The sequence below is a fragment of the Nonomuraea sp. ZG12 genome (assembly GCF_052068115.1).
GTDB lineage: Bacteria > Actinomycetota > Actinomycetes > Streptosporangiales > Streptosporangiaceae > Nonomuraea.
Genome location: NZ_JBQHCW010000007.1, coordinates 277,452 through 289,322, shown reverse-complemented (window position 1 = coordinate 289,322; position 11,871 = coordinate 277,452). Strand labels below are relative to the sequence as shown.

The following is an 11,871-nucleotide window of genomic DNA, read 5'->3' as shown; positions in this document are numbered from 1 at the left end:
GATCAGCCCGCCTCTCCGACGTTGCGGTCCTTCTGGCGGCGTACGGCGAGCACGATGTCGATGACGACCACGACGGCCGCGACGACCGCGATCCCGGTCATCACCGGCGCGCGGGCGATGATGCCGAGGACCGCCAGCGCGAACAGGAACACCAGGATGAACGACCCGACCCTGATGTGCACCACGTCGCGCGGCGTGGCGGGCACCATCGCGTGCCCCCTGTCGGAGGTCTCTTCCCAATCCCTGTCTTCAGTCATGCGCCCCAACTGCCCTTACCGTTTGCGGCCTAACGTCCGGGGTAGCCCGGCGGGCGTGTCGGAGTTGCAGCCCAGTGACCAGAACGAGCCCGGCATCGTCCGGCGCCGTCGCGGGCGTGGCTTCAGCTACCACTACCCCGACGGCTCCCAGGTGCGCGACCAGGCGGTCCTCGACCGGATCAAAGCGCTGGTGATCCCGCCCGCCTGGACCGAGGTGTGGATCTGCGCCTCCCCGGACGGTCACCTGCAGGCCGCGGGCACCGACGCGGCCGGGCGCAGGCAGTACCGCTACCACGACGAGTGGCGCCAGCAGCAGGACGAGGCGAAGTTCGAGCGCGTCATGGAGCTGGCCGAGCGGCTGCCCGCCTTCAGGAAGACCGTCGACGAGCAGCTCAGGGGACGCGGACTCACCAGGCAGCGCGTGCTGGCCGCCGCGGCGCGGCTGCTCGACATCGGCTTCTTCCGCGTGGGCGGCGAGAGCTACGACTCCTACGGCCTGGCGACCCTGCGGATGGAGCATGTGTCCTGCTCCAACGGCACCGTCACCTGCTCCTACCCGGCCAAGGGCGACATCCCCCGCGAGATCGAGGTGGCCGACGCGGGGGCGTGCCGGGTGATCAGGTCGCTGAAGTCCCTGCGCGCCGACGGGGAGCTGCTGCGCTTCCGCAACGGCGCGGGCTGGGCGGACGTGCGCAGCGACGACATCAACGACTATCTGCGCGAGACGGTCGGCGACTTCACCGCCAAGGACTTCCGCACCTGGCACGCGACCGTCCTGGCGGCCGTGGGCCTGGCGGTGTCCAAGGAGGCGGCCACGGAGACCGCCAGGAAACGGGCGATCACCCGGGTCATGCGCGAGGTCGCCGAGTATCTGGGCAACACGCCGACCGTGGCGCGGGCGTCGTACGTGGATCCGCGCGTGATCGAGGCGTACGAGCGCGGCAGGACGATCGCCGGCGCGCTGACCGAGCTCGGAGCCGACGCCGACTACGGGCAGCTGGCCACGCACGGAACCGTGGAGCGGGCCGTCCTCGACCTGCTTCGCGCCGTTTGAGCACTGCGCCGATGGGCATGCGGCGTCTGGAGAAGGAGGAAGCGATGGGAGAAGCTCCGCAGTACGTCGCGGCCCGCGTCCAGCAGGCGCTGGCCGAGGACGCACGCACGAACGAGCTCGGCATCCGCGTCGACATTCGCGGCGATCAGCTCTTCCTGCGTGGGCAGGTGAGCGAGCCCGGGCAGCGGGACAGGCTCGGCGAGGTGGCCCACGAGACCGCCCCGGCCCTTCACCTGCACAACGAGATCAAGATTCTCGACGCGAGCGGGCCCGGAGAGGATGAGCACCTTGACTGACCTACGCATAGCAGCCGTAGGCGACATTCATCTGGGCGAGGACGCCCGTGGCCACTACCGCAAGCGCCTGGAGGGCATCGAGGAGCGCGCCGACGTGCTGATGCTGGCGGGCGACCTCACCAGGCACGGCACCAGGGCGGAAGGACGCCTGGTGGCCGACGAGTTCCGTGATCTGCCGCTGCCGGTCATCGCCGTGCTGGGCAACCACGACTACCACTCCAATCTGCAGGACGAGATCGCCGGTGAGCTCCGTGACGCCGGCGTGATCGTGCTCGACGATGACGGGGTCGTCGTGCAGTGCGGCGAGACGAAGCTGGGCGTGGTCGGCGGCAAGGGCTTCGGCGGCGGGTTCGCCGGCAAGTGCGCGAGCGAGTTCGGCGAGCCGGAGATCAAGGACTTCGTCCGGCACACCCGCCTCATCGCCGAGGCGTGGCAGGTCGCGCTCAAGGAAGTACAGGCGGACCACCGGGTGGTGCTGTCGCACTACTCGCCCGTCAAGGAGACCCTTGAGGGCGAGCCCCTGGAGATCTACCCGTTCCTCGGCAGCTACCTGCTGGCGGAGGCGGTCGACACGGCGGGTGCCGACCTGATCCTGCACGGCCACGCGCACAAGGGCAGTGAGAAGGGCATGACGCCGGGCGGGATCCGGGTGCGCAACGTCGCGCTGCCGGTGATCGGGCGGGCCTACGTGGTCTACTGCCTGGCCATGAACGGTGAACATGAACGGTGAACATGAACGGTGAATAGCGAACGCGGCCGGCTCTTCGGAGCCGGCCGCGTTCGCGTGCGGTCGTCGTGCGATTGTCAGCAAGCCTTCGTTAGGGACGCCCTTCCCAAACCCGGGAGCCTTCCCACACCCGGGAGGAAGGGCGATAAGTCGTGGCGGACCACTGGGCCGCTCTCGGATCCCGGCCCAGTGGGGGGACGGCTGACGCCGCCCCTAGACATTGAAGATGCTGACCCCTCCCGGACCCACCAGCAGCCCGAGAACGATCAGGACGATCCCCCACAGGAGATCGCGACGAGCCAGAATCACATAGACCCCGGCGATGACGAGAATTACCGCGATGATCCAGAGCAAAGTAGCCATAGGTCCTGAGCTGCCCCTGCAATACAGCATTTAACATGTTTTCTCATCGGGCCTCGGGCAGGGGCCCAATATGACGACATTCAGGTATTTCCTGTCTTGTGAGGAGCATGGCCCCCAGGAACTGGTCCGGCAGGCCAAGGCGGCGGAACGCGCCGGGTTCGAGGCGCTGTGGATCTCCGACCACTTCCACCTCTGGCTGGACGAGCAGGGACAGTCGCCCTTCGTCTGGTCGGTGATCGGCGCCCTGGCCGAGGCCACCTCCCTGCCCATCACCACGGCCGTGACCTGCCCGCTCATCCGCGTCCACCCCGCGATCATCGCCCAGGCCGCGGCCACCACGGCGGCGCTCACCGGCGGCCGGTTCCGGCTCGGCGTGGGCACCGGCGAGGCGCTCAACGAGCACGTCATCGAATCCCGCTGGCCGCCGGCCGCGGAACGGCTGGACATGCTGGAAGAGGCCGTCGACCTGATGAGGAAGCTGTTCACCGGCGAACTCGTCTCCCACCACGGCCGCCACTACGACGTCGACACGGCACGGCTGTACACGCTGCCCGACGAGCCGCCGCCCATCTACATGTCCGGTTTCGGAGACAAGTCCATCGAACTGGCCGGGCGGATCGCCGACGGCTACATCTCCACCGGGCCCAGCGCCGAGTCGATCGCGAAGTTCCACAAGGCGGGCGGCGCGGGCAAGCCGTCGATGGGCGGGCTCAAGGCCTGCTACGCAGCCGACGAGGCCACCGCCCGCCGCACGGTGCACCGCCTGTGGCCCACGCAGGGCATCAAGGGAGAGGCCGCGCAGATCCTGCCGCTGCCCCGGCACTTCGAGCAGCTCGCCGAGACCGTCACCGAGGAGCAGGCCGTCGGCGGCACCCCATGCGGCCCGGACCCGGAGGTGCACGTCCGCGCGCTGCGTGCGTACGTGGACGCGGGTTTCGACGAGGTCTACGTCAGCCAGATCGGCGCCGAACAGGACGCCTTCTTCGACTTCTACCAGCGCCAGGTGCTGCCGGCTGTCGCCTAGGTGGCCGACTTGATCAGCTTGGCGTAGGCGAGCTGCAGCCAGTCCGACGCGGCCACCGCCGTCATCGCCGCCCCGGCCAGCCGGGTGAACCTCGGCGCGAAGACCAGGCCGATGGTGTAGCCGGTGGCCGCCCACTGAGCGATGCAGAAGGGGCAGCTCAGCAGCTCCCCGACGGTGTTGCGCGGCTCCTCCTTCAGTTCCGACGGCCCGCTGACGCCCTCGAAGCGGGTGAAGGGCGCCCGGAGGGGGCTCGTCACCGGATCCTTGGCCAGCAGCCGCGCCACCTTGTGCGTGCACGCCGCCATCAGCCCCAGGTCCATCAACCCGACGCGCTCCGGCACCCGCCGCCCCGTCACCGCCGCGGCCACCGTGGCGGTGGCCACGACGCCCCCGTAGACGGCCATGATGCGGACGTAGGTGCCCAGCGGCCGGTCGTGCTCGCCCTGGTAGGCCTGCTCGGTCTTGTCCATGAATTGGGTCATGGGGCCTGGCGCTACCCCCACGCTGCCGCCATACTCGCGCACGCGTCGAGCCGAACGCCTATTCGGCCTGCGCGAGGGTAGCGCGACTCCATGAGCAGTCATAGCCATGAGGTCACTGATGCCATCCTTGACACGCTCAAACGCGCCAGCTCCGGGTTGAAGGACGCGGGGGTGAAGTACGCGCTGGCGGGCGGGTGCGCGGCCTATGCGAGAGGCGCCGCGCCTTCCTTGCACGACGTCGATTTCGTGGTCACCGAGCACGACATCCCCGCCGCCCTGGAAGCGTTGCGGGGGATGGGCTTCGAGACGGCCAAGCCACCGGAGGACTGGCTGGTCAAAGCCTTCGACGAAGGCAGGCTGGTGGACCTGATCTTCAAGGTGTCGGACCAGCCGGTCACCGACAAGTTGCTCGACCGGGCCGAGCCGATGAAGGCATCGGCCATGATCGTCCCTGTGCTGGAGGCGACCGACCTGGTCGTGTCCTGGTTGCTGCCGATGTCGGAGCACGCCTGCGACTACGGCGCCCTCCTGCCCCAGGTGCGGGCGCTGCGTGAGCAGGTGGACTGGCCTCGGGTCGCCGCGGTGACCGCGCACTCGCCGTACGCCGCCACGTTCCTCACCCTGCTCGAACGCCTGGGCGTGCTGAACGCCCCCGTGGAGGCCGCCGGGGATCCCACCTGGCCGTGAACCTTTTCGCCGCCTGTTCACGGAGCCCCCTCCCGCTGAGACAGTGGGTCCGGATACGATCCGCGCACACGTCATCAAAGGGGGGCCCACGTGACCATCCACCCCGAAGCCGAGTGGACCCCTCCCGGCGTCGACGTCGACCAGCCGAGCCTCGCCCGCGTGTACGACGCCCTGCTCGGCGGCGCCGCCAACTTCGCCGCCGACCGCACCGTGGCCCGCGGCATGCGGACGGCCGTGCCCGACGTGGTCGACCTCGTCTGGTGCTCCCGCGCCTTCACCGGCAGGGTCGTGGACTTCCTCGTCCGCGAGGCCGGGATCCGGCAGTTCATCGACCTGGGGGCGGGCCTGCCGACCATCGAGAACACGCACGAGGTGGCCCAGTTCGCCTCCCCCGCGGCCCGCGTCCTGTACGTGGACCTGGACCCCGTGGTGGAGCCGCACGCCCGCGCCATCCTGTCCGGCAACGCGCACGCCGTCGCGATCACCGCCGACGCCCGCGACGCGCACGCGGTGCTGGGCCACCCGGAGACGGCGCGGCTCATCGACCTGTCCCAGCCGGTCGCGCTCCTGGCCATCGGGCTGCTCCACCTCATCCCCGACCGTGAGGACCCGCACGCCCTGGTCGGGCGCTACCTGTCGGCCCTGCCGTCCGGCAGCTACCTGGCGGCCGCCAACATGCTCGCCGGCCTCACCCCGCAGGCGCAGGCGCTGGCGGCGATGCTCCAGATGGCCATGGGCACCGCCCACTTCCGCTCCCGCGAAGCCATCACCCGCTACTTCGACGGCCTGGAGCTGGTGGACCCGGGCGTCGTCCACTTCCCCCAGTGGCGCCCCGACGACCGCCTGCCCGGCCCTCTCACCCCCTGGGAAGAACTCCTCCTCGGCGGCGTGGCCCGCAAGCCCTGACGCCGGCAACAGGTACGGGGTCAGGAGCGTCGGCCGGAGGATAGAGTACGGCTGTGCCGCGCATTCTCGTTTGCTCCCCTCCGCCCGCCCCGTAGCGGGCGGCGATTCCTGATTCTCCGGGTCTGACCGATCCGGGAGTGGCTGCTGCCCGCACACCGGGCCCATTTCGACCACTCCACCCCGGAGCAATCTGTCATGACCGACCTTTCCCCGCGTCGTGCCACGGTGTACGTCGCGATCGCCGCGGCGGCCTGGGGCACCGGCGGTGCCGCCGGCGCCCTGCTGTTCGCCTCGGGCGGCCTCGACCCCCTGGACGTCTCCTTCTGGCGCTACCTGCTGGGCGCCGCCTTCCTGCTCCCGCTCACCTCTCCCCGCCTGTGGCGTCCCAACGGGCGCGTGGCGGTGGTGGGGCTGGGGATGGCCGTCTACCAGACGGCCTACTTCGCCGCCATCGCCGAGTCAGGGGTGGCGGTGGCGACCGTGGTCACCATGGGGGCCACCCCGCTGTTCACCGCCCTGGGCAGCCGCCTGTTCCTGGGTGAGCGCCTGGGCCGGGCCGGCCTGGTCGCCCTGCTGACCGCGCTCGCCGGCCTGCTCCTGCTCACCGGCGGTAACGCGCCGGCCGGGGGCGCCGGCGGTTCGGGCGGCGGGGCGCCGGCCGGGGTGGGTCTGGCCTTGTTGTCGGCTGCCGGGTATGCGGCGGTGACCCTGTTCTCGCGGCGGCATCGGGACGAGCCCGAGGGGATGGCCGTGGGCGGGTTCGTCGTGGGCGCGGTCTGCCTGGCTCCGCTCGCGCTGGCGGGCGGGGCGCTGCCCCAGGTCAGCTGGGAGAGCGTGTCGCTGCTGGTCTACCTGGGCGTGGTGCCCACCGCGCTGGCCTACGGGCTGTTCTTCCGTGCGCTGACCGTGCTGCCCGCCACCACCGTGTCCGTCGTCTCGCTGGGGGAGGCCGCCGGCGCGGCCATGCTCGGCGTGTCGCTGTTCGGCGAACGCCTCACGCCTGCCGCCTGGATCGGGTGCGCGCTGCTGCTGCTCGCCATGGTGATGCCGTCGGTCCTGCCTTCCGTGGCGCGGGCGGCACGGCGGCGGAGGTCACGCCTGTCGTGACGATGGTCCCCCGGACGGGGTGAGGCCTGGGGAGCGGTGTGACGGTGTGGTGGGCGGTATGGGTTAGGGTCCGTACGGCGACGCTTGCCGTATCGTCGCTCCGCTCCCCGGGCCCACAGGCGGCACGGAGGGAACGGTGCCGGCGGAGCGCGCGTTGGAGGAACTGTGCCGTCATTTACAGCGATTGTCAGGAACCTTCTGGACCGCCCCGGAGGCGTGAACCTGAGCCCGTACCGCAAGATCGTCAAGGCGGCGGGCGGTCGCGGCGATCGGATCGGCGGGCTGGCCGAGCTGCCGGCGCCGGACATGAGCGATCTGGCCGAGTTCTGCGCCATCGCGCGGGAGGCGGCCGACCGGACGCTGGGGCTCAGGCCGTACGACGTGCAGTTGCTGGGGACGCTCGCCCTGCTCGACGGGAAGGTGGCCGAGATGGCCACCGGCGAGGGCAAGACGCTGTCCGGGGCGATGGCGGCGGCGGGCTACGCGCTGCAGGGCAAGCGGGTGCACGTCATGTCCGTCAACGACTACCTCGCCAGGCGCGACGCCGAGTGGATGGCGCCGTTCTACGAGGCGATGGGGGTCAGCGTGGGCTGGCTCGGCCAGGGCTCCACGCCGGAGGAGCGGCGGGAGGCGTACGCGAAGGACGTCACCTACGGGCCCGTCAGTGAGATCGGGTTCGACGTGCTGCGCGACCGGCTGCGGACGGACGCGAGCGCGATCATCGTGCCGGCGCCGGAGGTGGCGCTGATCGACGAGGCCGACTCGGTGCTCGTGGACGAGGCGCGGGTGCCGCTGGTGATGGCCGGGGCCTCCGACGCGGGTGATGCGGTGCCGGAGATGGCGGTGCTGGTCAGGCAGCTCATCAGGGGCTACCACTACGAGGTCGACGACCAGGCGCGCAACGTCTATCTGACGCAGAAGGGCGCCGAGACCGTCGAGAACCTGCTGGGCGTGGAGCTCTACGACGAGCACGAGCCCGGCACGCTGATCGAGCTGAACCTGGCCCTGCACGCGCACGCGCTGCTGTCCCGCGACGTCGACTACATCGTGCGTGAGGGCAAGGTGCAGCTCATCAACCCCTCGCGCGGCCGGGTCGCGATGCTGCAGCGCTGGCCCAACGGGCTGCAGGCGGCGGTGGAGGCCAAGGAGGCGCTGCCGCCGAGCGAGAAGGGCGAGATCCTGGACTCGCTCACCGTTCAGGGGCTGGTCAAGCGCTATCCGACGGTGTGCGGCATGACGGGCACGGCCGTGGCCGTGAGCGAGCAGCTCGGTGAGTTCTACGGGCTGAAGGTCGCGGTGATCCCGTCCAACCGGCCGTGTGTCAGGCAGGACGAGCCGGACCGGATCTATCCGACGGTGCCCGACAAGGACGCGGCGCTGGTGGAGGAGATCCAGGAGGTGCACGCCACCGGGCGGCCCATCCTCATTGGCACGCTCGACGTGGCCGAGTCCGAGAGCCTGGCCAAGCTGCTGCAGCGCCGCAACCTGCGGCCGGTGGTGCTCAACGCCAAGAACGACGCCGAAGAGGCCACGATCATCGCCAAGGCGGGGGAGCGCGACGCCATCACCGTCTCCACCCAGATGGCCGGGCGCGGCACCGACATCCGCCTCGGCGACGGTGTCGCCGAGCTCGGCGGCCTGTACGTGATCGGCTCCGGCCGCCACTCCAGCAGCCGCCTGGACGACCAGTTGCGCGGCCGGGCGGGACGGCAGGGCGACCCGGGCGGCTCGGTGTTCTTCGTCAGCATGGGGGACGAGCTGATCACCCAGTTCACGCCGGACGAGCGCCCGCCGGCCGCGGACGCCGACGGCCTGGTGCGCCACCGCCGGGGCGCCTACCTCGTCGCGCACGCCCAGCGGGTGGCGGAGGGCGTCAACCTGCAGATCCACCGCAACACCTGGCGCTACACCCGGCTGCTGGAGCAGCAGCGCGAGTTGATCATGGAGTGGCGCGACAAGGTCCTGTACGGCGACTCGGCGGCCAAGGCGCTGGCCGCGGCCGACCCCGAGCGCTGGGCGTCGATGCCGGAGGAGACCCGGGAGGAGACGGCCAGGCAGATCGTGCTGCACGCGATCGACCAGTGCTGGACCGAGCACCTGGCCTTCCTCACCGACCTGCGCGAGGGCATCCACCTGCGGGCGCTGGGCCGGATGAGCCCGGTGGACGAGTTCCACCGTGAGGCCGTGGCCGAGTACAAGTCGCTGCAGGCCGAGGTGGAGCGGCGCTCGCTGGCGTCGTTCGAGGCGCCGGAGCCGGATCTGAAGCGGCCCGAGGCGACCTGGACCTACCTGGTGCAGGACAACCCGTTCGGCACCGAGTGGGACCGGATCCTCAAGCGGGTCGGCTCGGGAGCACGCGCTTCCCGTACCTGACAGAAGATGGCAGGTACGGCTGCGAGCCTGGGGTCATGACGACAAAGGCGAACCTCATAGCGTTCACGATCGACTGCGCGGAGCCCAGGAAGCTGGCCGAGTTCTACCACCAGGTGACCGGGTTCGACATCCAGTACTCCGAGGACGAGTACGCCGCCGTGAGCGACGGCACCACGAGCATCTACTTCGGCCGGGTCCCCGACCGGAAGCCGGTGTCGTGGCCGAGCCCGGACAAGCAGTTCCACCTCGACTTCCGGGTGCCGGACGTGGCACGGGCCGTCGAGGAGTACGTCGCGCTCGGCGCCACCAAGCCGGAGTTCCAGCCCGGCGTCACCGAGGAGGGCGTCAGGTGGATCGTCCTGCAAGACCCCGAAGGGCACCTTCTGTGCGTCTGCCCGGAGCCCTCGAAGAACGACTCGTAGGCACCTGCTCCCAGGCTGGAATTGGCTTAAAGGATGATTCGAGTGCATTGCTTCCCCTCTAAGCTGGGTGGATGCTCCTGGGATCTCTGACCCTGCGCGGGTGCCCATGACCTGGGTCGGTGTGGTCATCGCCCTCGCCGGCGCGCTGGGATACGCGCTCGGCGCCGCACTGCAGCAGTACGAGGCGGTGGCCGAGGGCGCCTCGTTACTCAAGCTGGTGAGACGCCCTCGCTGGTGTATCGGTGGCATCATCGGCCTGACCGGCGCGAGCCTGCACGCCGTCGCGCTGAGCTTCGCGCCGTTGGTCGCGGTGCAGCCCATCAGCGTGGCCACGCTGGTCTTCGCGGTGCCGCTGGCCGCGCTGATGTACGGCCGCAAGCCGTACAAGGCGGAGATCTTCGGCTCGATCGCCGTGGCCGTGGGCCTGCTCTGGCTCATGTTCCTGGTGCCGCAGCATCACGTCACGCCCCGGCTCGGCACCGGCGCCGCCCTGGTGTTCATCGCCGTGATCGGAGTGATCGCGGTGGTCAGCCAGGTGGCCGCGAGCCGGACCCACGGGCCGGGCAGGGCGCTGCTGCTGTCGATCGGGGCGGGCGTCGTCACCGCGAGCGTGTCCACGTTCGTCCGGGTGGTCGGCGGCGGCCTGGAAGGCGACTGGGGGCGGCTGCTGCACTGGTTCACCCTGGCCGTGCCGGTGCTGCTGGTCTGCGCGGTGGTGCTGCTGCAGCGCTCCTACGCGGTCGGCTACTTCGGCATCGCCTACGCCGGCGTGCAGGTCGTCGACCCGATCACCTCGGTGCTGGCCGGTGCGATCCTGCTCGGCGAGCCGCTGCCGACCGACTCCTCCACGGCGGTGCCCGCGCTGCTCGCGGCGGCGCTGACCATCGCCGGCACGATCACGCTGGGGCGGCTCGCTCCTGACCACTCCCCGGCCGCGCCGGTGGCCGCCACCCCAGAATCCCGTCCATTGACCGCAGCATCAGATCGGGCGTGAGCCGGGTGGCCAGCGACATTCCCCTGTCGCGCAGGGCCACGGCCACGGGGTTGCGCAGCTTGGTCATCGCGCAGATCGACATGGACCTGCGCACCACCTCGGCGGTCCGCCGCAGGCGGGCCTCCGTGTAGGCGGACAGGGTGTAGGCGGCCAGCCCGCCGTCCGCGAGCCGGGCGAGCACCACCGCGTCCTCGATCGCCTGGCAGGCGCCCTGACCGAGGTTGGGCGTCATCGGGTGGGCCGCGTCGCCCACCAGCGCCACCCGGCCGGAGTGCATGGCGGGCAGCGGCTCGCGCAGGTAGTAGAGGTCGTTGCGGATGATCCGCGCCGGGTCCGCGGCGCGCAGCACGGCCGGGACCGGCTGGTGCCAGCCGCCGAACCTGCGCAGCAACTCCTCGCGCTGGTCACCGTGGGCGGCTCCGGCGGGTGCCAGGTCCGTGGCGTAAAAGTAGACCAGGTCGTCGCTGATCGGGTGGGCGCCGAACACGGTGCCCCGGCCCCAGCTCTCCGAGCTCTGGATCGGCACGTCGGGCCGCGGCACCAGCCCGCGCCAGGCGGTCACCCCCGCGTAGACCGGGCCGGGATGGCCGGGGAAGAGGGCGGCGCGCACCGGCGAGCCGATGCCGTCGGCGGCCACGACCAGGTCGGCCCGCAGCTCGTCGCCGTCGATGCGGACCTTGCCGGTGGAGGTCTCCGGGCCCGTGGCGGCGGTGCGGACGGTGCCGGTGGCCGCGTCCACGCCGGTGGCGGTGGTGTCCAGGCGGAGTCTCTGCGGGCCGAGTGCCTTCACCAGCAGGTCGACGAGCGTGGCGCGGAGCAGCACCACCACCGAGTCGCCGTACCGTTGCCGCGCCTTGTCCTCGGTGGTGTGCGTGAGCCAGCGCCCGTCGGCGGCGCGGACCCCCGCCTGGCCCTGCACCCGGGACAGCTCGCGCACCGCGTCACCGAGCTCCAGGGTGTCGAGCGCCCGCAGCCCGTTGGCGGAGATGGCCAGCCCGGATCCGACGGGCTCCAGCCTGGGGGCGCGCTCCAGCACGGTCACCTCCCAGCCTTCGCGGTGCAGAGCGATGCCGGCGGTCAGCCCGCCGATGCCGCCGCCTATCACTACGGCCTTCGCCATGTCAGGGCTCCTTAACTACGTCTGTAGTGTGATGCTACTACGCCTGTAGTTCGGGTCCT

Annotated in this window: 14 protein-coding genes; 10 read left to right on the top strand and 4 right to left on the bottom strand. The window is 70.9% G+C overall.

Translation table 11 applies throughout. The features are described 5' to 3' along the window. Positions 1-2 precede the first annotated feature (2 nt). Complete coding sequence (locus ACTMTF_RS22070; RefSeq protein WP_189136693.1) at positions 3-257, bottom strand: hypothetical protein; 255 nt, start codon at positions 255-257, stop codon at positions 3-5. A 55-nt stretch (positions 258-312) separates the two neighbouring features. Here ACTMTF_RS22070 and ACTMTF_RS22065 point away from each other — a divergent pair, with 55 nt between their 5' ends. From ACTMTF_RS22065 to ACTMTF_RS22055, 3 genes are read left to right on the top strand one after another with little or no spacing between them, the layout of a single operon-like run. Further along, entirely contained in the window at positions 313-1,311 is a 999-nt protein-coding gene (locus ACTMTF_RS22065; RefSeq protein ID WP_441112389.1) for a DNA topoisomerase IB, read from the top strand. Positions 1,312-1,355: 44 nt separating this feature from the next. Next, on the top strand, positions 1,356-1,607 hold the full coding sequence (locus ACTMTF_RS22060) for a BON domain-containing protein (RefSeq protein ID WP_441112388.1): 252 nt from the start codon (positions 1,356-1,358) through the stop codon (positions 1,605-1,607). Beyond that, positions 1,600-2,337, top strand: coding sequence for a metallophosphoesterase family protein (locus ACTMTF_RS22055; protein ID WP_441112387.1), 738 nt, complete (start codon positions 1,600-1,602; stop codon positions 2,335-2,337). The genes ACTMTF_RS22060 and ACTMTF_RS22055 overlap by 8 nt, the downstream gene beginning before the upstream one ends. Before the next feature lie 210 nt (positions 2,338-2,547). Here the strand turns inward: ACTMTF_RS22055 and ACTMTF_RS22050 are convergent, their stop codons facing one another. Further along, positions 2,548-2,697 carry a GPGG-motif small membrane protein gene (locus tag ACTMTF_RS22050; RefSeq protein ID WP_397004747.1) on the bottom strand — a complete coding sequence of 50 codons (150 nt, stop codon included), beginning with the start codon at positions 2,695-2,697 and terminating at the stop codon, positions 2,548-2,550. 70 nt (positions 2,698-2,767) lie between these two features. Here ACTMTF_RS22050 and ACTMTF_RS22045 point away from each other — a divergent pair, with 70 nt between their 5' ends. Beyond that, positions 2,768-3,721 carry a TIGR03557 family F420-dependent LLM class oxidoreductase gene (locus tag ACTMTF_RS22045; RefSeq protein ID WP_441112386.1) on the top strand — a complete coding sequence of 318 codons (954 nt, stop codon included), beginning with the start codon at positions 2,768-2,770 and terminating at the stop codon, positions 3,719-3,721. Here the strand turns inward: ACTMTF_RS22045 and ACTMTF_RS22040 are convergent. Next, on the bottom strand, positions 3,718-4,203 hold the full coding sequence (locus ACTMTF_RS22040; protein ID WP_441112385.1) for a DUF1360 domain-containing protein: 486 nt from the start codon (positions 4,201-4,203) through the stop codon (positions 3,718-3,720). The genes ACTMTF_RS22045 and ACTMTF_RS22040 overlap by 4 nt on opposite strands. Positions 4,204-4,293: 90 nt before the next feature. Here ACTMTF_RS22040 and ACTMTF_RS22035 point away from each other — a divergent pair, with 90 nt between their 5' ends. From ACTMTF_RS22035 to ACTMTF_RS22010, 6 genes are all read left to right on the top strand, one after another. After that, a complete protein-coding gene (locus ACTMTF_RS22035; protein ID WP_397004741.1) occupies positions 4,294-4,890 on the top strand; it encodes a nucleotidyltransferase in 597 nt (198 codons plus the stop codon). Between the two features lie 90 nt (positions 4,891-4,980). Further along, complete coding sequence (locus ACTMTF_RS22030) at positions 4,981-5,796, top strand: SAM-dependent methyltransferase (RefSeq protein WP_441112384.1); 816 nt, start codon at positions 4,981-4,983, stop codon at positions 5,794-5,796. Between the two features lie 195 nt (positions 5,797-5,991). Then, positions 5,992-6,903: a DMT family transporter gene (locus ACTMTF_RS22025; protein WP_441112383.1), complete on the top strand. Its 912-nt coding sequence runs from the start codon at positions 5,992-5,994 to the stop codon at positions 6,901-6,903. Positions 6,904-7,119: 216 nt separating this feature from the next. Further along, positions 7,120-9,276, top strand: coding sequence for an accessory Sec system translocase SecA2 (gene secA2, locus ACTMTF_RS22020; protein ID WP_441112382.1), 2,157 nt, complete (start codon positions 7,120-7,122; stop codon positions 9,274-9,276). A 35-nt stretch (positions 9,277-9,311) separates the two neighbouring features. Continuing rightward, entirely contained in the window at positions 9,312-9,698 is a 387-nt protein-coding gene (locus ACTMTF_RS22015; RefSeq protein WP_397004733.1) for a VOC family protein, read from the top strand. Between the two features lie 106 nt (positions 9,699-9,804). Further along, on the top strand, positions 9,805-10,692 hold the full coding sequence (locus ACTMTF_RS22010) for a DMT family transporter (RefSeq protein WP_441112381.1): 888 nt from the start codon (positions 9,805-9,807) through the stop codon (positions 10,690-10,692). Here ACTMTF_RS22010 and ACTMTF_RS22005 read toward each other — a convergent pair. Continuing rightward, positions 10,595-11,812, bottom strand: coding sequence for an FAD-dependent monooxygenase (locus ACTMTF_RS22005; protein ID WP_441112380.1), 1,218 nt, complete (start codon positions 11,810-11,812; stop codon positions 10,595-10,597). The two genes, ACTMTF_RS22010 and ACTMTF_RS22005, sit on opposite strands and share 98 nt — an antisense overlap. Positions 11,813-11,871: the final 59 nt, after the last annotated feature.

Coding starts and splice junctions, on each gene's coding strand:
- ACTMTF_RS22070 (WP_189136693.1), bottom strand. CDS start 257: ATGACTGAAGACAGGGATTGGGAAGAGACCTCCGACAGGGGGCACGCG.
- ACTMTF_RS22060 (WP_441112388.1), top strand. CDS start 1,356: ATGGGAGAAGCTCCGCAGTACGTCGCGGCCCGCGTCCAGCAGGCGCTG.
- ACTMTF_RS22050 (WP_397004747.1), bottom strand. CDS start 2,697: ATGGCTACTTTGCTCTGGATCATCGCGGTAATTCTCGTCATCGCCGGG.
- ACTMTF_RS22045 (WP_441112386.1), top strand. CDS start 2,768: ATGACGACATTCAGGTATTTCCTGTCTTGTGAGGAGCATGGCCCCCAG.
- ACTMTF_RS22040 (WP_441112385.1), bottom strand. CDS start 4,203: ATGACCCAATTCATGGACAAGACCGAGCAGGCCTACCAGGGCGAGCAC.
- ACTMTF_RS22035 (WP_397004741.1), top strand. CDS start 4,294: ATGAGCAGTCATAGCCATGAGGTCACTGATGCCATCCTTGACACGCTC.
- ACTMTF_RS22025 (WP_441112383.1), top strand. CDS start 5,992: ATGACCGACCTTTCCCCGCGTCGTGCCACGGTGTACGTCGCGATCGCC.
- ACTMTF_RS22015 (WP_397004733.1), top strand. CDS start 9,312: ATGACGACAAAGGCGAACCTCATAGCGTTCACGATCGACTGCGCGGAG.
- ACTMTF_RS22010 (WP_441112381.1), top strand. CDS start 9,805: ATGACCTGGGTCGGTGTGGTCATCGCCCTCGCCGGCGCGCTGGGATAC.
- ACTMTF_RS22005 (WP_441112380.1), bottom strand. CDS start 11,812: ATGGCGAAGGCCGTAGTGATAGGCGGCGGCATCGGCGGGCTGACCGCC.